16 protein-coding genes and 1 tRNA gene are annotated in these 18,590 nt (G+C 72.7%); 14 read left to right on the top strand and 3 right to left on the bottom strand.

Going from position 1 to position 18,590, the window contains the following annotated elements; all coding sequences use genetic code 11:
* Positions 1-100: 100 nt before the first annotated feature.
* Positions 101-1,090 carry a class I SAM-dependent methyltransferase gene (locus AC07BF_RS08730; RefSeq protein ID WP_363585861.1) on the top strand — a complete coding sequence of 330 codons (990 nt, stop codon included), beginning with the start codon at positions 101-103 and terminating at the stop codon, positions 1,088-1,090.
* Positions 1,091-1,220: 130 nt separating this feature from the next.
* Here AC07BF_RS08730 and AC07BF_RS08735 read toward each other — a convergent pair whose 3' ends face one another.
* Together AC07BF_RS08735 and AC07BF_RS08740 are read right to left on the bottom strand one after the other, a co-directional pair.
* Complete coding sequence (locus AC07BF_RS08735) at positions 1,221-2,894, bottom strand: APC family permease (protein ID WP_363585862.1); 1,674 nt, start codon at positions 2,892-2,894, stop codon at positions 1,221-1,223.
* A 339-nt stretch (positions 2,895-3,233) separates the two neighbouring features.
* Positions 3,234-3,318, bottom strand: a tRNA-Leu gene (locus AC07BF_RS08740).
* A 384-nt stretch (positions 3,319-3,702) separates the two neighbouring features.
* Here AC07BF_RS08740 and AC07BF_RS08745 point away from each other — a divergent pair.
* Positions 3,703-4,194 (top strand): ATP-binding protein, encoded by a 492-nt coding sequence (locus AC07BF_RS08745; protein ID WP_478333122.1) that lies wholly within the window; start codon positions 3,703-3,705, stop codon positions 4,192-4,194.
* Positions 4,195-4,226: 32 nt separating this feature from the next.
* On the opposite strand, the gene idi is transcribed toward AC07BF_RS08745, so the two are convergent.
* Positions 4,227-4,883, bottom strand: a complete 657-nt coding sequence (idi, locus tag AC07BF_RS08750) for an isopentenyl-diphosphate Delta-isomerase (RefSeq protein ID WP_350875539.1) — start codon at positions 4,881-4,883, stop codon at positions 4,227-4,229.
* 492 nt (positions 4,884-5,375) lie between these two features.
* Between idi and AC07BF_RS08755 the strand changes: the two genes are divergently transcribed.
* The 12 genes from AC07BF_RS08755 to AC07BF_RS08810 all read left to right on the top strand — a co-directional run bounded on the left by AC07BF_RS08755 (position 5,376) and on the right by AC07BF_RS08810 (position 18,590).
* Positions 5,376-6,131 carry a phosphocholine cytidylyltransferase family protein gene (locus tag AC07BF_RS08755; protein ID WP_478333112.1) on the top strand — a complete coding sequence of 252 codons (756 nt, stop codon included), beginning with the start codon at positions 5,376-5,378 and terminating at the stop codon, positions 6,129-6,131.
* Positions 6,119-7,180 carry an iron-containing alcohol dehydrogenase family protein gene (locus tag AC07BF_RS08760; RefSeq protein ID WP_063350092.1) on the top strand — a complete coding sequence of 354 codons (1,062 nt, stop codon included), beginning with the start codon at positions 6,119-6,121 and terminating at the stop codon, positions 7,178-7,180. Before AC07BF_RS08755 ends, AC07BF_RS08760 begins: the two co-directional genes overlap by 13 nt.
* Positions 7,181-7,271: 91 nt before the next feature.
* Complete coding sequence (locus tag AC07BF_RS08765; RefSeq protein ID WP_363585903.1) at positions 7,272-8,009, top strand: CDP-alcohol phosphatidyltransferase family protein; 738 nt, start codon at positions 7,272-7,274, stop codon at positions 8,007-8,009.
* Positions 8,006-8,905: a glycosyltransferase family 2 protein gene (locus AC07BF_RS08770; RefSeq protein WP_363585863.1), complete on the top strand. Its 900-nt coding sequence runs from the start codon at positions 8,006-8,008 to the stop codon at positions 8,903-8,905. The genes AC07BF_RS08765 and AC07BF_RS08770 overlap by 4 nt, the downstream gene beginning before the upstream one ends.
* Before the next feature lie 136 nt (positions 8,906-9,041).
* On the top strand, positions 9,042-9,983 hold the full coding sequence (locus AC07BF_RS08775) for an ABC transporter permease (protein ID WP_363585864.1): 942 nt from the start codon (positions 9,042-9,044) through the stop codon (positions 9,981-9,983).
* The gene (locus AC07BF_RS08780; RefSeq protein WP_350875547.1) at positions 9,976-10,785 is read left to right on the top strand and encodes an ABC transporter ATP-binding protein; all 810 of its coding nucleotides are present in this window, start codon (positions 9,976-9,978) and stop codon (positions 10,783-10,785) included. Before AC07BF_RS08775 ends, AC07BF_RS08780 begins: the two co-directional genes overlap by 8 nt.
* A 258-nt stretch (positions 10,786-11,043) precedes the next feature.
* Positions 11,044-12,024: a squalene synthase HpnC gene (gene hpnC / locus AC07BF_RS08785; RefSeq protein ID WP_400984499.1), complete on the top strand. Its 981-nt coding sequence runs from the start codon at positions 11,044-11,046 to the stop codon at positions 12,022-12,024.
* Positions 12,025-12,065: 41 nt separating this feature from the next.
* Positions 12,066-12,923 (top strand): presqualene diphosphate synthase HpnD, encoded by an 858-nt coding sequence (gene hpnD, locus AC07BF_RS08790; protein ID WP_350875695.1) that lies wholly within the window; start codon positions 12,066-12,068, stop codon positions 12,921-12,923.
* A 142-nt stretch (positions 12,924-13,065) separates the two neighbouring features.
* Positions 13,066-14,502, top strand: a complete 1,437-nt coding sequence (gene hpnE, locus AC07BF_RS08795) for a hydroxysqualene dehydroxylase HpnE (RefSeq protein ID WP_478333113.1) — start codon at positions 13,066-13,068, stop codon at positions 14,500-14,502.
* Between the two features lie 230 nt (positions 14,503-14,732).
* Positions 14,733-15,821, top strand: a complete 1,089-nt coding sequence (locus AC07BF_RS08800; protein WP_400805306.1) for a polyprenyl synthetase family protein — start codon at positions 14,733-14,735, stop codon at positions 15,819-15,821.
* Between the two features lie 7 nt (positions 15,822-15,828).
* Entirely contained in the window at positions 15,829-17,913 is a 2,085-nt protein-coding gene (gene shc, locus AC07BF_RS08805) for a squalene--hopene cyclase (protein ID WP_363616924.1), read from the top strand.
* Positions 17,910-18,590 (top strand): phosphorylase family protein, encoded by a 681-nt coding sequence (locus AC07BF_RS08810; protein ID WP_478333114.1) that lies wholly within the window; start codon positions 17,910-17,912, stop codon positions 18,588-18,590. The genes shc and AC07BF_RS08810 overlap by 4 nt, the downstream gene beginning before the upstream one ends.

Below are 18,590 nucleotides of genomic sequence, written 5' to 3' on the forward strand. Positions count from 1 at the left end.
TGGTCCGGGACCAGCGTGTCCCACGGTCGGGCGGGGGCTGCCACCGGGCTGAGATCTGGCTCAAATCCGCAGGTCATCCGTACCGCATAAGGAGCATCCCGTGACCGATGCCGCGTTGAAGGACGAGTCGCAGCGGCCTGCCGAACCAGCCGTGCTGGACGACGTTCCGGGCTGGTTCTGGGAGCATGACCGGCACTCGTTCGACTGGTTCATGGGACGGCAGGAGAAGACCGGGGTCACCGGCGACCTGCTGGAGATGGGTGCGTACCTGGGCCGCAGCGCGATCGTGATCGGCGAGCACCTCCAGCCCGGCGAGTCCTTCACCGTCTGTGACCTCTTCGACTCGGACGCGCCGGACGACGAGAACGCGGCCGAGATGGACATCTCCTACCGGAAGTCGCTGACCCGCTCGGCCTTCGAGGTCAACTACCTCGCCTTCCACGAGGAACTGCCGGAGATAATCCAGGCCCCGACCTCCGTCCTGGCCGGCGGGCGGATCGCGGCGGGCACGTTCCGCTTCATCCACATCGACGCCTCGCACCTGTACGAGCACGTCGTGGGCGACCTCCAGGTGGCCCGGGTCGCGCTCCAGGACCAGGGTGTCGTCGTCCTGGACGACTACCGCTCGCAGCACACCCCGGGCGTGGCCGCCGCGACCTGGGGCGCGGTCTTCAACCACGGGCTCAAGCCGATCATGTTGACCGAGTGCAAGTTCTACGGCACCTGGGGGGATCCGGAGCCGTTCCAGCGCGACCTGCTCGACCGGGTGGACCTCGCCGAGGGCTGCTACCTCAGCTCCGAGACCCTGAACGGGCAGCAGGTGCTCCGGATGACCGGAAGCTCGGACGGGATCGACGCGTTCCGCCCCTCCCGCCACCACCGGCGGCTGACCTCCGAGGCGGCCCGGAACGAGGCCTCGCAGTCCCGCCGGGCGGCCCAGGAGGCCCAGGAGGAGGCCGCCCGCGACCTCGCCGCCCGCCGGGCCCGCGCCGCCGAACTGCGCCGCCCGGCCAATGTCGCCAAGCGCGCCGCCCGCGACCTGCTCCCCCCGGTCGTCACCGCCGTCATCCGCCGCGCCCGCCGCGGCTGACGGCCGCCCCCCGACGGCCGACGGGTCCGACCGGGACCCGGCACCCCGCCCCGTCCTGTCCCATCCGGCCCCCGTCAACGCCGAAGGGCCGGTCGACGACTCGACCGACCCTTCGGCGTTGCACGCTCCCTCAGGCCCGCGAGGCCTCCCGCGGCTCCCGCCCGGAGCCCGCAGGGCCGTCGGCGCCCTCGCCGGCCGCGGCCTCCTCGGCCAGCTCGCGCCGGACGGCGGCCAGGGACGGGTTGGCCCAGGCGCTGGCGACGCCCCAGTGGTAGAAGGCCAGCGCGATGGCCGCGACGACCAGCAGGTCCCAGCCCTCGGGCAGGTAGCCCTGGCCACCGAAGTCGGTGCTGCCGGCCCAGGAGACACCGGCCATCACGAACAGGTACGCGACCATCCAGGCGCCCGCCTTCAGGTGCGGCTTCAGCTCGGCCCACGGCTTGCGCAGCTCGTACCAGGCCCAGATCGGCAGACCGGCGGCCATCAGCAGGATGACCTTGCCGGTGAGCGGCCAGCGGGCCCAGTACAGGACCAGCGAGCCGAACACCATCGCCACGGGGGCGATGACCGGCATGGCCCGCAGCCGGACCGGCCGGGGCAGGTCCGGGGCGAGGCGGCGCAGTGCCATCACGGCGACCGGGCCGGTGACGTACGAGATCACGGTGGCGACCGAGACGATCTCGGCCAGCGAGCCCCAGCCGCGGAAGACCGCGAGGAACAGGAAGGCGACCACCAGGTTGAGCACCAGGGCCGGGCGCGGGATGCCGGTCTTGGCGTCGACCTTGCCGAAGATCTTCGGCAGGTGGCCGTTCTCCTGCACACCGTGGATCATGCGCGAGGTGGTGGCGGCGTAGATCATGCCGGTGCCGCTGGGGGAGACGAAGGCGTCCGCGTACAGCAGCAGGGCGAGCCAGTTGAGGCCCCAGACCATCGCGAGGTCGGCGAGCGGCGAGGTGTAGGCGAGGCTGCTCCAACCGTGCGACAGGTCGGCGGCCGGGATGGCACCGAGGAAGGCGATCTGCAGCGCGACGTAGATCACCAGGGCGATCAGGATCGAGCCGATGACGGCCTTGGGCAGCGACTTGCCGGGGTTGCGGGCCTCGCCGGCCAGGTTGAGCGGGGACTGGAAGCCGTTGAAGGCCCAGACGATGCCGGACACCGCGACGGCGGTGAACACGGCGCTCCAGCCGTTCGGCGCGAAGCCGCCGTGGTCGGTGAAGTGGGCGGTGTCGAAGTGGGCGAACAGCAGCGCGCCGGCGGTCAGGGTCGGGACGATGACCTTGAAGACGGTGATCGCCGTGTTGGTCTTGGCGAACATCGTGATGGCGAACCAGTTGAGGACGAAGTAGCCGACCAGCAGCACGCTGGCCAGTGCCACCCCGCTCAGGGTGAGTTCCTTGCCGTTGTACAGCCCCTGCGCCCAGCCGAAGTGCCAGGAGCTCATGTACTGGACGGAGGCGGTGGCCTCGCCGGGGATGACCGAGACGATGGCGATCCAGTTGGCCCAGGCGGCGAGGTAGCCGGCCAGCGAGCCGTGCGAGTACTGGCCGTACCGGACCATGCCGCCGGCCTTGGGGAACATCGACCCGAGCTCGCTGTAGGTGAGCGCGATGGTCAGTGCCACCGCGGCCCCGATCACCCAGGCCAGGATCGACGCGGGGCCGGCCAGCCGGGCGGCGCGCTCGGCGCCGAACAGCCACCCGGATCCGATGATGGATCCGAGCCCCACGGCGGTCAGGCTGATGGTGCCGAGCGATCGCCGGTAGTTCTGATGTGATGCCGTCGGAGACTCTGGCTCACTCAACGTATCGGTCCTCTCGCTCGGGGTTTCATCGGGTGGTGTCGTGGTTTTTGTGCTGGTTTCCGGACAAACGGAGACAGCCTATGGGGCCAAAAGGGGCGAATACCTCAAGGGAAGCTCAAACTGTCCGATCGTTGCCATCTCGTGTCCGCTTTCCGGGTCACGACAGCCGCAGAAGTCGCCTGGGTCACAGCGGTTGCGGGGGGTCGCGAGCGCCGCGGCGGCCACCCGGTCCGCAGGGAGAATCCGGGAGAACCCGCGAGAACCCGTGGACGGCGGCGGCGCGCCGGGAAAAAGAAATTCCCCGCGGGTTCCTTTCGGATCCCACGGGGAATTCGGTTGTGTCCGAGGGGGGACTTGAACCCCCACGCCCGATAAAGGGCACTAGCACCTCAAGCTAGCGCGTCTGCCATTCCGCCACCCGGACAGGGTGTGTGCTTCGGGGTTTTTCTCGCCCCCTCGGCGACAGAGAGAACATTACCAGGGTTCTGGAGTGCTTCTCACCTGCGTTTCCCCGGGTGGGGGGACGTCCGGGTCGGCAGGGGTGGTCGGGCTGGTTGGGATGGGTCGCCACGGTGCGCGAACCCCGGCCGAAGTGGTGGCGAGCGCGAAGGAAACGGTCGACCCCGGCGGTGGCTGCGGTCCGTTCCGGCCGGAAGCGGTCCGACACGGGCAAGTTGTCGACGGTGCCACGGTCCCGTCGGTGCCTCTCCTAGCCTCTGTGGATCGAGGGCGCCATGAGCGGAACGCCTGATTCCCGGGTCGCGGACACCCCCGGGTCGCGGACGAAGGGCGGCTGGACGTGGAGCAGATCAGCGGGGCGGCGAAGGCCGAGCCGAGACGCGCCGGGCCGGAACGCGCACCCGCCGGACCGGTCGAGGGCGTGTGGCGCTTCCCGGTGCCGGCCGAGGAGGCCTCGGTGCCGCTGACCCGGCACGCGGTCCGTGACCGCCTGCTGGCCCAGGGGATGGCCGGGGTGCGCTACCAGGAGCTGGTGGACGACGTGCTGCTGATCGTCTCGGAGCTGGTGAGCAACGCGGTGACGCACGCGGCGAAGCTGTCGCCGGAGGTGACGACCGAGCTGGCGGTCCGCCGGGGCTGGGTCCGGGTGTCGGTCGAGGACGGTGACCCGTACCGGCCGAAGGCGCTGGAGAGCGACACCGGGCGGACCGGCGGCCGCGGCCTGCTGCTGGTGAAGAGCGTGACGTTGCAGGCCGGCGGGGTGTGCGACGTGGAGCGGACGGGGGAGGGCGGCAAGGTCATCTGGGCCTCGCTGCCCGTCCCCCCGGAGACCGACGACTGAGCGCCGCGGGCCCGCCGACCGGTCCCGCCCGCCTACCAGTCCCGCCCGGCGATCTCCCGGATCCCCGGCAGCGCCGCCTCGAAGACCGTCTCGAACCACACCGAGAACGGCCGCTCGGCGCGCAGTTCCCGCAGCTCCTGCGCGGTCACGAAGGCGTAGTCGTCCACCTCGTCGGGGTTGGGCTCGACGGGCGCGGTCACCAGCCCGACGAACAGGTGGTTCCACTCCCGCTCGATCAGCCCGGAGGCCTCGTCCGGCAGGTCGTAACGGACCGTGCCCGCCTCGCAGAGCAGCGCCGGCGCGATGCCGAGTTCCTCGGCGGTGCGGCGGGCGGCGGCGACGAACGGCGGCTCGTCCGGGTACGGGTGGCCACAGCAGGTGTTCGACCAGACGCCGGGGGAGTGGTACTTGCCGAGCGCCCGCCGCTGGAGCAGCAGCCGCCCCTGGCGGTCGAAGAGGAACACCGAGAACGCGCGGTGCAGGCGGCCGGGCTGCTGGTGTGCCCAGAGCTTCTCGGCGGTGCCGGTGGTGACGCCCTCGTCGTCGACCAGTTCCAGCAGGATCTCGGGACCGGCGCCGGCGGTCCCGGTCGAGGCCCCCGGGGCGACCGTCACGTCCGTCTCGACGTCGAGACCGGTGTCGATCTCGGAGTCGAAGTGTGTCGGGTTGGTCGGCAGGCTCTGGGGCATGGGGCCTCTTTCGGGAGGGGGGAGCAACGGAAGCATCGGGGTACGTCCGGTACACCGGGTGCAGCGGACGCAGCGGGGGCACCGGCGCCGGCGTCGGGCTCCAGTCTGCCGTATGGGTGGCGGTGGGTACGGGTCCCACGCACAACCGGGCGGATCATGACCGTCGGCAGGTCGATTCCGGGCAGAGATGGGCCCGATACGTTCCCGGAAGGGTCATCGGAATAGCAGGACTGTTCGGTATCCGTTCCCCTCGCGTTCGATCGCCGCCTCGCCCGCGCGTTCGATCACTCCTTCGCCACCCTCCCGTCACCTCGCAGCCCCCGGCCGCGTTCGGGCCGGCCGCCCGGGTCGCCTACCATCGCTTACGGCACGGTGCCCGCACTCGCGGCGGCACCGGCGCGCCGATTCGCGGCCCGGCCGGACGGAAAGCCGGTGCCCCGGCACCCCGCGCGCACCGCCCCGCGCACCGCACGACGGATCAGGAGACCCCGCATGATCGGCCTCGTTCTGGCAGCCGGCGCCGGCCGCCGGCTGCGCCCGTACACCGACACCCTGCCCAAGGCGCTGGTGCCGGTCGACGGGGAGCGGACCATGCTGGACCTCACCCTCGGCAACTTCGCCGAGGTCGGCATCCGCGAGGCGGCGATCGTCGTCGGCTACCGCAAGGAGGCGGTGTACGACCGCAAGGACGCCCTGGAGAGCAAGTACGGCGTCAAGCTCCACCTGGTCGAGAACGACAAGGCCGAGGAGTGGAACAACGCGTACTCGCTCTGGTGCGCCCGCGAGCTCTTCGCCGAGGGCCTGCTGCTGGCCAACGGCGACACCGTGCACCCGGCGTCCGTGCAGCGCACCATGCTGGAGGGCAACCAGCGCCTCGTCGAGGCCGGCACCGCCCCCGGCATCCTGCTGGCCCTCGACACGGTGAAGAAGCTCGCCGACGAGGAGATGAAGGTCGTCGTCGACCCGGCCGCCGGCATGCGCCGCATCACCAAGCTGATGGACCCGACCGAGGCCACCGGCGAGTACATCGGCGTCACCGTGATCAACCCCGCCGCCGCCGTCGACCTGACCGACGCGCTGCGCGCCACCTACGAGCGCGACCCGCAGCTGTACTACGAGGACGGCTACCAGGAGATGGTCAACCGCGGCCTGCGGATCGACGTGCAGCCGATCGGCGAGGTCTCCTGGGTCGAGGTCGACAACCACGACGACCTGGCGAAGGCGCGGGAGATCGCGTGCCAGTACTGACCCGGCTGGTTCCGTCGCCGCTGTTCGTCGAGGTCCGCCCGGGCGCGCTGGACGCGCTCGGCGGCATCCTCGCCGACCAGCGGCTGTCCGCATCGGGCCGGATCGCGGTGGCGATCAGCAACGGCTCGGGAGCGGCGATGCGCCGGCGCCTGGAGCCGGCCCTGCCCGGTGCCGACTGGTACAACGTGGACGACGGCAGCCTGGACAGCGCGGTGCGCCTGGCCGAGTCGGTGCGCGGCGGGCACTACGACGCGATGGTCGGCCTCGGCGGTGGCAAGATCATCGACGCCGCCAAGTACGCCGCCGCCCGGGTCGGACTGCCGCTGGTCGCGGTCGCCACCAACCTGGCCCACGACGGCATCTGTTCGCCGGTCTCCACGCTCGACAACGACGCCGGCCGCGGCTCCTACGGGGTGCCCAGCCCGATCGGCATCATCGTCGACCTGGATGTGATCCGGCAGGCCCCGCCGCGCTTCGTGGCAGCCGGCATCGGCGACGTGGTCTCCAACATCTCCGCCTGCGCGGACTGGGAGTTGTCGCACGCGGTCACCGGCGAGCCGGTGGACGGACTGGCCGTGGCGATGGCCCGCTCGGCCGGCGAGAACCTGCTGCGGCACCCAGGTAACACTCAGGATCAGGACCTCCTCACGGCCCTCGCGGAAGCCCTGGTACTGTCCGGCATCGCGATGAACATCGCGGGCAGCACCCGGCCTTCCTCGGGCGCCTGCCACGAGATCTCGCATGCCCTGGACGTGCTGTACCCCAAGCGTTCCGCCCAGCACGGCGAACAGGTCGGCCTCGGCGCCGCGTTCGCCAGCTTCCTGCGGGGCGAGCGCGAGCTGACCGGTCTGATCGTGGAGCGCCTGGCGAGCCACGGGCTGCCGGTGACCGCAGCTCAGATCGGCTTCACCGAGGCGGAGTTCACCGACGCGGTGCACTACGCTCCGAACACCCGCCCGGGGCGCTTCACCATCCTTGAGCACCTCGACCTCTCCCCCTCAGCAATCAGGGACGCGTACGCCGACTATGTCCAAGCCGTCAACAGCTGACCCCTCCACCGCGGGCGCCGAGCGGCCCCCGGTGGACCTGACCCGCCGGCCCTCGATCGAGGAACTGCGCGCGGTGATCCACCCGGAGGGCATGCTCCAGCGCCGCAGCGCCGAGCACTGGGCCGGGCGCCTGTACATGCGGCGGATCTCGCTGCGGATCACCCGCGTGCTCTCCACCGTGACGGCGATCACGCCGAACGGCCTGACGTACCTGATGATGTTCACCGGCGTCCTGGCCGGCGCCGCGCTGGTCGTGCCGGGCATCGCGGGCGCGGTCCTGGGGGCCCTGCTGATCCAGGTCTACCTGCTGCTGGACTGCGTGGACGGCGAGGTGGCCCGCTGGCGCCGGCAGACCTCGCTCACCGGCGTCTACCTGGACCGGGTCGGCCACTACATGTCCGAGGCGGCCCTGCTCACGGGGCTGGGCCTGCGCGCCACCGACCTGCTGCACCGCGAGGGCGGCGGCTCGCACTGGGAGTGGGCGTTCCTGGGCACGCTGGCCGCGCTCGGCGCGATCCTGATCAAGTCCGAGACGGACCTGGTGGACGTGGCCCGGGCCCGCAGCGGCCTGACGGCGGTCGAGGACAGCGCCTCGGTGCCGCGCTCGTCCTCGGTGGCCAAGGCCCGCCGGGCGGCCTCCTTCCTGAAGTTCCACCGACTGGTCGGTGCGGTCGAGGCCTCGCTGCTGATCCTCGCGGCCGGGATCGCCGACGCCGTCCACGGCGGGCTGTTCTTCACCCGGGTCGCGGTGGTGGCGCTGGCGGCGATCGCCATGCTGCAGACCGTGCTGCACCTGCTGAGCATCGTCCTCTCCAGCAGGCTGCGATGAGCGCCCCGACCAGCGCGGAGAGCTTCCGCCTCGGAGCCGTCATCATCACCATGGGCAACCGCCCCGAGGAACTGGCCGCCCTGATCGAATCGGTGCGCGCCCAGGAGGGCGCGGCGGTCGAGCTGGCCGTGGTGGGCCAGGGCGCCCAGCTGCCGCCGCTGCCGGAGGGCGTGCGCAGCGTCGAGCTGCCGGAGAACCTCGGCATCCCGGGCGGGCGCAACGTCGGCATCGAGCTGTTCGGCCGCGACGGCCGGGACGTGGACGCCGTCCTCTTCCTGGACGACGACGGGCACCTGCCGCGCACCGACTCGGCCCGCCTGCTGCGCGAGGCCTTCACCGCCGACCCGGAGCTGGGCATCGTGGCCTTCCGGATCGCCGACCCCGACACCGGCGTGACCCAGCGCCGGCACGTCCCCCGGCTGCGCGCCAGCGACCCGCTGCGCTCGTCCCGGGTGACCACCTTCCTGGGTGGCGCGACCGCCGTGCGCTGCGCGGTGTTCGAGCAGGCCGGGCAGCTGCCCGCAGAGTTCTTCTACGCCCACGAGGAGACCGACCTCGCGTGGCGCGCGGCGGACGCCGGCTGGGCCATCGACTACCGCGCGGACGTGGTGCTGCACCACCCGACGACCTCGCCCGCCCGGCACGCCACCTACTTCCACAACATTGCCCGTAACAGGGTTTGGCTCGCCAGACGGAACCTTCCGGCCCTGTTGGTGCCTCTCTATCTGGGAACCTGGTTCCTGCTGACCCTGGCCCGCCGCCCCTCCTCGGAGGCGCTGAAGGCCTGGTGGGGCGGGTTCCGGGCGGGCTGGCGCGAACCCTGCGGTCCGCGGCGGCCCATGCGATGGCGTACCGTTTGGCGATTGACCAGGCTGGGCCGGCCACCGGTCATCTGATCGAATGATCGATCGCTGCGGCCGGTGACCACACACCGGCCGGACTCTCCCCGTGATCCAGTGGATCCCCATCGGCGCAAGGCCGGCGGACCCCCGTCGACCGGCCGCCCCGACCGATCCCGCGTGAAGGACGAATGTGTCGACAGTGAGTGAACCCGTCAGCCTCTCATCCCCCAGGGGGGTGGACGCGGGCCTGACCCCCAAGCAGCTTGCGGACAAGTACGGCCTGGCCGTGAGCGGCAGGCGGCCCGGCCTGATCTCCTACACCAAGCAGCTCTGGGCCCGGCGCCACTTCATCTGGGCCTTCGCCACCGCCCGCCTGGTGGCCCAGTACACCGACGCCAAGCTCGGCCAGCTGTGGCAGGTCGTGACGCCGCTGCTGAACTGCGCGGTGTTCTACCTGGTCTTCGGTGTGATCCTGAAGAGCAAGGACAACTTCCCGCCGGACACCTACATCGCCTGGCTCTGCATCGGCGTCTTCGTCTTCCAGTTCACCCAGAACGCGGTGCAGTCCGGCACCCGGGCGATCGCCGACAACCTCGGGCTGATCCGGGCGCTGCACTTCCCCCGGGCCTCGCTGCCGATCGCGTTCACCGTGATCCAGCTCCAGCAGCTGCTGATCTCGATGGTGGTGCTGGTCGGCACCGTGCTGGTCAGCGGCATCAAGCCGGGCCGGACCTGGCTGCTGATCATCCCGGCCCTGCTGCTGCAGATGATGTTCAACACGGGCATCGCCCTGGTCATGGCGCGGCTCGGCTCCAAGACCAGCGACATCTCCCAGCTGATCCCGTTCGTGATGCGGGCCTGGATGTTCCTGTCCGGCGTGATGTTCAGCATCGAGGACAAGATCAAGGAATGGCCGGACTACATCCAGACGCTGATGTCCCTCAACCCGGCGTCGGTCTACATGGACCTGCTCCGGCACGCCTTCGCGCCGATCATCTACAACCCGCACCAGCCCCAGCACCAGGTACTTCCGCACCACCAGTGGACCTACGCCATCGGGTGGGCGGTCGTGATGTTCGTGATCGGATACGTCTTCTTCTGGAAGGCCGAGGAGGAGTACGGCCGTGGCTGACGTCGAACTGAGCAAGCTGGACACCATCCGGGACGCGGACGTCGCCCGCGAGCCCACCGTCGTCGTCGACGACGTGCACATCGTCTACCGGGTGCACGGCGCCGGCTCCGGCAAGGGCAGCGCCACCTCGGCGCTGAGCCGCATCATCAGCCGCAAGCGCTCCGCGGGCGTGCGCGAGGTGCACGCCGTGCGCGGCGTCAGCTTCACCGCCTACAAGGGCGAGGCGATCGGCCTGATCGGCTCCAACGGCTCCGGCAAGTCGACCATGCTGGCCGCGATCGCGGGCCTGCTGCCGACCGAGAAGGGCGGCATCTACACCAATGGCCAGCCCTCGCTGCTGGGCGTGAACGCGGCGCTGATGAACGAGCTCACCGGTGAGCGCAACGTCATCCTCGGCTGCCTGGCGATGGGCATGGCGCCGGCCGACGTGCGCAGCCGCTACCAGGACATCGTCGAGTTCTCCGGCATCAACGAGAAGGGCGACTTCATCTCGCTGCCGATGCGCACGTACTCCTCCGGCATGGGCGCTCGCCTGCGCTTCGCCATCGCCGCCGCGAAGACCCACGACGTGCTGCTGATCGACGAGGCGCTGGCCACCGGCGACCAGGCGTTCCAGCAGCGCAGCAAGAAGCGGATCGACGAACTGCGCAAGTCCGCCGGTACGGTCTTCCTGGTCAGCCACGACAACAGCTCGATCCGCGAGGTCTGCGAGCGGACGATCTGGATCGAGGCCGGCGAGCTGATCATGGACGGCCCGACCGAAGAGGTCGTCGGCCGCTACGAGCGCGGCGAGCGCCCGTAGCAGCAGGCCGTCCAGGGGGCCGGTTCCGGGGTTTCCGGGGCCGGCCCCCTGTTCGTGCGCCCCCGCCGGTACCCCGGGTGGCCCGCCGCCGCGGGGGTGAGCGCCCCCGTGCGCCGGGCGGGGCGCTCTTCTCCGGCGCGCCCCGTGGTGTCAGGCTGTATGCGCGGGGGCGGTGTGCCGGAGGTGGCGCCCCCGCTCGGACGCGTGTCCGAGTCGGGCCGGTGATGCCCAGCGGTGTAGAACGGGGGAGTGACAGCAGTGTCGGCTTCGGCCCAGCCCAGAGATACGTCGGTGAACCGCTCCGCGGGGGAGACCCTGGACAAGGCGGGCGCGGAGAACTTCCCGGTCGCCCCGTTCTTCCTGCCCGCGGCCTGGCGCGACGACCTGATGGCCGTCTACGGCTACGCCCGGCTGGTCGACGACGCCGGCGACGGCGACCTGGCCGATCCGGCCGCCACCGCCGCCCTGCTCGGGGTCGAGGCCACGCCTCCCGCCACCCCTTCGGCCCAGTCCGGCCCGCCGACTCCGCAGGAGGTCGCCTTCCGCCTCGCACTGCTGGACGGACTGGAGCGCGATCTCGACCGGGTCTTCGAGGCGGCGTTCCACCCGGGAGCCTCCGAGGGCCCCCGTCACCCGCTGCTGCGCAGCCTCGTGCCGCTGGTCGACCGGCACGGGCTCACCCCGGAGCCGTTCCGCCGCCTGATCGAGGCCAACCGGGTGGACCAGACCACCACCCGCTACGCCGGCTACGACGACCTGATCGGCTACTGCACCCTCTCCGCCGACCCGGTCGGCCGCCTGGTGCTGGCCATCGCCGGCGTCTCCACCCCCGAGCGGATCGAGCTGTCCGACGCGATCTGCAGCGCCCTCCAGGTGGTCGAACACCTTCAGGACGTCGCCGAGGACCTCGCCCACGGGCGGATCTACCTCCCCGCCGAGGACCTCGCCCGGTTCGGCGTCACCGAGGCGGACCTCGCCGCTCCCACCGCCGGCGGCCCGGTGCGCGAGCTGATCGCCTTCGAGGTGCAGCGGGCCCGCACCCTGCTCGACCGCGGCGCGCCATTGGTAGGTACGGTTCGGGGGAGGCTTCGACTGCTCCTGGCGGGATTCACCGCCGGCGGGTACGCGGCCCTGGCGGCCATCGAGGACGCCGGGTACGACGTGCTCGCGCAGCAGGCGAAGCCTGACAAGCGCCGCCTCGCAGCGAAGGCGGCGGCCATCTTCGCGAAGGGAAGGTGAACGCCCGAGTGGCGGCATCACCACTGGCGTCGGCCCAGGTCATGGCGGCGTACCGGTACTGCGAGGCAGTCACCGGACTTCAGGCACGCAACTTCAGCTACGGCATCCGGTTGCTGCCCGAACCCAAGCGGCTGGCCATGTCGGCCCTGTACGCCCTGGCCCGCCGGGTCGACGACATCGGCGACGGGGACCTCCCGTCCGACCGCAAGGCCGAGGCGCTGGTGCGCACCCGGGAACTGGTGGACGAGGTCCGCGCCGGGGCGGTCGCCGAGGACGACACCGACCCGATCAAGGTCGCCCTGGCCGACGCGGCCCGGCGCTTCCCGATCCCGCTCGGCGGCTTCGACGAACTGATCGACGGCGTCGAGATGGACCTCAAGGGCGCCGAGTACCAGACCTACGAGGAACTGAAGGTCTACTGCCGCTGCGTGGCCGGCTCGGTCGGCCGGCTCTCGCTCGGCGTGTACGGCTGCGACGACCCCGAGCGCGGCGCGGGCTACGCGGACACCCTGGGCCTGGCCCTGCAGCTCACCAACATCCTGCGCGACCTGCGCGAGGACGCCCTGAACGGCCGCACCTACCTGCCCGCCGAGGACCTGGCCCGGTTCGGCTGCGAGCAGGGCTTCGCGCTGCCCAGGCCGCCGGTCGGCGCCGACTTCACCGGCCTGGTGGCCTTCGAGGCCGCCCGCGCCCAGGCCGCCTTCGAGGAGGGCCTGCGGCTGCTGCCGATGCTCGACCGCCGCAGCCGGGCCTGCACCGCCGCGATGGCGGGGATCTACCACCGGCTGCTCGGCCGGATCGCCGCCGACCCCGAGTCCGTACTGCGCGGCCGGGTCTCGCTGCCGGGCTGGGAGAAGGCGTACGTCGCGCTTTCCGGGCTCGCCGGGGGGCGTTCTTGATTCTCACCGCAGTTCTGTCACGCTGTGTCAGCGGGGAATCACAAGCGGGCAGGGCAGTGTTGACCACGACCGGGCCGGTCACGAGCGTGCCGGCCGGAGCGACCGCCGCAGGGCGGTCCAGCAATCGCGAGGGGGAGGGCCGATGACCGGGCGAGCCGATGCCGCGCGCCCGGCCGCCGTGGTGGTCGGCGGCGGCCTGGCCGGGATCACCGCCGCGCTGCGGCTGGCCGAGGCCGACCACCGGGTCACGCTGGTCGAGGGGCGGCCCAGGCTCGGCGGGCTGGCGTTCTCCTTCCAGCGCGGCGAGCTGACCGTCGACAACGGCCAGCACGTGTACCTGCGCTGCTGCACCGCCTACCGCGGCCTGCTGGAGCGGCTCGGCGCCGCCCGGCTGGTCCACCTGCAGGACCGGCTGGACGTCCCGGTGCTCTCCGTCTCCGGGCCGGACGCGGCCCCGGTGCGCACCCTCGGGCGGCTGCGCCGGGCCGGCCTGCCCGTCCCGCTGCACCTGGCCGGCAGCCTCGCCCGCTACCCGCACCTCGGGCCGGCCGACCGCGCCCGGGTGGTCCGCGGCGCGCTGGCGCTCCAGGGCCTGGACCTCGCCGACCCGGCACTGGACGAGATCTCCTTCGGCGAGTGGCTGCGCCGCAACGGGCAGAACGCGAACACCCTCGCCGCGCTCTGGGACCTGGTCGGCGTCGCCACCCTGAACGCCCGGGCCGACCAGGTGTCGCTGGCGCTGGCGGCGATGGTCTTCAAGACCGGCCTGCTCTCCGACCCGGGCGCCTCCGACATCGGCACGGCCGCCGTCCCGCTCGGCGTGATCCACCACGACCGGGCGCTCGCCGAGCTGGAACGCGCCGGCGTGAAGGTGCTGCTGCGCGCCCGCGTCGCGGAGCTCAAGCCGGCGGTGCCCCAGCACGCCGTCCATCTGGAAGGCGACGCGGAGCCGCTCGCCGCCGAGACCGTCGTGCTGGCCGGCGCCCAGGACAGCGCGGCCGCCCTGCTGCCCCCGAACGCCCTCCCCGGCCAGGACCGGCTGGCCGACTTCGGCACCGCGCCGATCCTCAACGTGCACGTGGTCTACGACCGCAAGGTGCTGCGGCGGCCGTTCTTCGCCGCCCTCGGCTCCCCGGTGCAGTGGGTCTTCGACCGCACCGCGCACTCCGGCCTGGCCGGCACCGGGCTCGGCCGGGCCCACCCCGGAGCCCAGTACCTGGCGCTCTCGCAGTCCGCCGTCCAGGACGAGATCGACCTGCCGGTCGCGGAGCTGCGCCGCCGGTACCTGCCGGAGCTGGCGCGACTGCTCCCGGCCGCCGCCGGGGCCGAGGTGCTGGACTTCTTCGTCACCCGTGAGCGCACCGCCACCTTCGACCCGGCGCCCGGCAGCGCGCTGCTGCGCCCGTCGGCCCGCACGGACGTCCCCGGCCTCTTGCTGGCCGGCGCGTGGACGGCCACCGGCTGGCCCGCGACCATGGAGGGGGCTGTGCGCAGCGGCCACGCCGCGGCCGACGCGGCGCTCGCCGCGGCCGGCAGCCAGCTCCCGGTGGATCGGGGCGACGGGAGGTGGCCCCGGTGACGGCGGGCGCCGCCGGGGACCCCGCCAGAGCCGGCGGGCCTCCCGTCGACCGCGGCGGGAACGACACCGGCCGCACCGGCGGCACCGGCGGCACTGACAGCGGTGACACCGGCACCAGCCGCACCGACCCGAGCCGCATCGACACCGGCCACATCGACACCAGCCGCACCGACAGCGCAAGCACCCGGCAGCCCCGGGCGGTCCGGCACCACGAGGGAGAGGGAACGCACGTGGAGTCACGCACCGGCAGCGCCGTCGGAGGCACGGCGCACGCCGAACCGGTCTCGGTGCCGGAGCTGCTGGCCCGCAGCCGCACGCTCTGCACCCCGCCGCTACGGTCCGCCGTCGCCCGTTTGGCCGCACCGATGGACACCGTCGCCGCGTACCACTTCGGCTGGATCGACCGGGACGGCACTCCGTCCAAGGGCGACGGCGGCAAGGCCGTGCGCCCCGCCCTGGCCCTGCTCTCCGCCCGGGCCACCGGCGCCGCCGCCGAGGTCGGCGTGCCGGGCGGGGTCGCGGTTGAACTGGTGCACAACTTCTCCCTGCTCCATGATGATCTGATGGACGGTGACGAGACCCGGCGGCACCGGGCCACCGCCTGGACGGTCTTCGGTCCGGCTCAGGCGATCCTGGTCGGCGACGCCCTGGCGACGCTCGGCACGGAGGTGCTGCTCGACGCCGCGGTGCCCGGCGGTACGAGCCCCACCGACGCCGCGCGGGCCGTCCGGCTGCTCACCACGGCGACCCGCCGACTGATCGACGGCCAGGCCATGGACGTCGCCTTCGAACAGCGCGACAGCGTCACCGTCGCCGAGTGCCTGGAGATGGAGGGCGGCAAGACCGCGGCGCTGCTGGCGGCCGCCTCGGCGATCGGCGCCGTCCTGGCCGGGGCCGACGACAAGGTCTCCGAACCGCTCGAGCGCTACGGCCACCACCTGGGCCTGGCCTTCCAGGCGGTGGACGACCTGCTCGGCATCTGGGGCGCCACCGAGGTCACCGGCAAGCCGCACTGGGGCGATCTGCGCCAGCGCAAGAAGTCCCTGCCGGTCGCCGCCGCGTTGGCCGAGGGCGGCGCGGCCTCGCGCCGGCTCGCCGAGCAGCTGGCCGACCCGAAGGGCCGCGGCGAGGAGGGCGAGCCCGAGCTCGCCGCCCGGGCCGCGCTGATCGAAGAGGCCGGCGGCCGCGCCTGGACCCAGGAGGAAGCCCGCCGCCAGCACACGACTGCCCTCGCCGCCCTGGACGAGGTGCCCATGTCCGACGAGGTGCGCGAGCACTTCGTCGCACTCGCCGAATTCGTGGTGGTACGAGAGAGGTGACGTTACGTTGACAGCAACCGCGGACGGCCGGCTCGACCCTGAGTACGATTCCGAGCCGGTCGCGGTGGGCGACCGCCCCCCGACCCTGCTGGGCGCCGGGCGGTGGCAGCCCGAAGACACCGACCAGCTCCGGCCGGCCGGTGAGGCGGACCTCGGAGCGGCCGACGCGCAGGAGGCCCTGGCCCGTGCCACCACCCACCTGCTCTCGCTGCAGAGCTCCGAGGGCTGGTGGAAGGGCGACCTGGAGACCAACGTCACGATGGACGCCGAGGACTTACTGCTGCGGCAGTTCCTCGGGATCCGGACCGAGGACCAGACCAAGGCCACCGCCGAGTGGATCCGGTCCCAGCAACGGGAGGACGGCACCTGGGCCACCTTCCACGGCGGGCCGGCCGAACTGTCCACCACCGTCGAGGCGTACGTCGCCCTCAAACTCGCCGGCGACGACCCCGAGGCCCCGCACATGGTGGCCGCCGCGCGGTACGTCCGCTCGGCCGGGGGCATCGCGGCCGCCCGGGTCTTCACCCGGATCTGGCTCGCGCTCTTCGGCTGGTGGCCGTGGGAACGGCTCCCCGAGATGCCGCCCGAGATCATCTTCCTGCCCAAGTGGCTGCCGCTGAACATCTACGCCTTCGGCTGCTGGGCCCGCCAGACCATCGTCCCGCTGACCGTCGTCTCGGCCCACCGCCCCGTCCGTCCGGCGCCCTTCCCGCTCACCGAGCTGCACACCGACCCGGACCACCCCTACCCCGACCGGCCGCTCGCCCCCGCCACCAGCTGGGACGGCCTCTTCGAGCGCCTCGACAAGGTCCTGCACGCCTACCACCACCGGGCCCTGCGCCCGCTGCGCCGGCTCGCCGTCTCGCAGGCCTGCCGCTGGATCGTCGAACGGCAGGAGGCCGACGGCTGCTGGGGCGGCATCCAGCCGCCGGCCGTGTACTCGCTGATCGCCCTGCACCTGGAGGGCTACGAGCTGGAGCACCCGGTGATGAAGGCCGGACTCTCCTCCTTCGACCGCTTCACCGTGCACACCGAGGACGGCCGCCGCTGGCTGGAGGCCTGCCAGTCCCCGGTCTGGGACACCTGCCTGGCCACCATCGCGCTGGTCGACGCCGGGCTGCCGGCCGACCACCCGGCGCTGGTCTCGGCCGTCGACTGGATGCTCGGCGAGGAGATCCGCAAGGACGGCGACTGGTCCGTCCAGCGGCCCTCGCTGGCCCCCGGCGGCTGGGCCTTCGAGTTCGAGAACGACACCTACCCCGACATCGACGACACCGCCGAGGTGGTGCTCGCGCTGGGCCGGGTCGACCACCCCGACCCGGCCAAGGTCGATGCGGCGATGGACCGCGGCGTGCTCTGGAACCTCGGCATGCAGTCCAAGAACGGGGCCTGGGGCGCCTTCGACGTCGACAACACCAGCACGCTGCCCAACAAGCTGCCGTTCTGCGACTTCGGCGAGGTGGTCGACCCGCCGTCCGCCGACGTCACCGCCCACGTGGTGGAGATGCTCGCCGAGACCGGCCGGGCCCGCGACCGGCGCACCCGGCGCGGCGTCGAGTGGCTGCTGCACAACCAGGAGGCGGACGGCTCCTGGTTCGGCCGCTGGGGCACCAACTACATCTACGGCACCGGCTCGGTGCTGCCCGCCCTGGTCGCGGCCGGCGTCCCGGACGAGCACCCGGCGATCCGGCGGGCCGTCCGCTGGCTGGAGGACCGGCAGAACACCGACGGCGGCTGGGGCGAGGACATGCGCTCCTACGAGGACCCGGCCCGCTGGGCCGGGCGCGGCGACTCCACCGCCTCGCAGACCGCGTGGGCGCTGATGGCGCTGCTCGCGGCCGGGGAGGGCCCGGACGGCCGGGCCAACCCGGCGGTGGAACGCGGCGTGGACTGGCTGGTGCGCACCCAGCTGCCCGAGGGCACCTGGGACGAGCCGCAGTTCACCGGCACCGGCTTCCCGTGGGACTTCTCCATCAACTACCACCTGTACCGGTTGGTCTTCCCGGTCACCGCGCTCGGCCGCTACCTGCACGGCAGCCCCGCCTTCGGCGGCAGGAACGGCGACACCCCGGCGATCGGGGCGGCGCGGTGACCACCGCACCGCTGCTGGTGCTCTGCGCGCTGGGCCCCGAGGTCTGGGCGCTGCGCGGCGGCGACTGGCACGGCGCGGCCGGCGGGCCGCCGGTGCTGGTGCGCACCGGCATGGGCCGGCGGCGGGCCGCGCTGACCGTCCGCCGGCTGCTCGGCTCCGCCCCCGGCGGCTACGGCGCGGTCGTGGTGGCCGGCTTCGGCGCCGCGGTCGGCCCGGGCGTGCTGCCGGGCGACATCGTGGTCGCCGACGGCGTGCGCGACGCGGAGGGGCACCTGTACCCCGTCGACTCCGGACCGGAGCTCGCCAGGGCCCTCAAGGAGCTCGGCCTGACCGCGCACGCCGGGGTGCACCACACCGCCGACCACGTCGTCCGCGGCCTCGAACGGCGGGCCCTGCACCTCCAGGGCGCGCTCGCCGTCGACATGGAGGCCGCCGCCGTGCTGGCCGCGCTGCGGGAACGGCGGCCGACGCTGCCCGCCGCCGTCCTGCGGGTGGTCGTGGACACCCCCGAGCGCGAACTGCTGCGGCTCGGAACCCTCCCGGCGGGGGTGCGTGCCTGGCGGACCCTGCGGGCGGCGGTACCCGCCCTGGTCGACTGGTACCGGCAGGAGTCCCGGCCCGGCCCCGCGGACCTGAACCACCCCACATCCTCGACGCTCCCCCAGGAGGCGAGCTAG

Source organism: Kitasatospora sp. NPDC043950, from assembly GCF_056435345.1.

Coding starts and splice junctions, on each gene's coding strand:
- hpnD (WP_350875695.1), top strand. CDS start 12,066: ATGGCGGCGTACCGGTACTGCGAGGCAGTCACCGGACTTCAGGCACGC.
- AC07BF_RS08765 (WP_363585903.1), top strand. CDS start 7,272: ATGCTCCAGCGCCGCAGCGCCGAGCACTGGGCCGGGCGCCTGTACATG.
- AC07BF_RS08770 (WP_363585863.1), top strand. CDS start 8,006: ATGAGCGCCCCGACCAGCGCGGAGAGCTTCCGCCTCGGAGCCGTCATC.
- AC07BF_RS08755 (WP_478333112.1), top strand. CDS start 5,376: ATGATCGGCCTCGTTCTGGCAGCCGGCGCCGGCCGCCGGCTGCGCCCG.
- hpnE (WP_478333113.1), top strand. CDS start 13,066: ATGACCGGGCGAGCCGATGCCGCGCGCCCGGCCGCCGTGGTGGTCGGC.
- idi (WP_350875539.1), bottom strand. CDS start 4,883: ATGCCCCAGAGCCTGCCGACCAACCCGACACACTTCGACTCCGAGATC.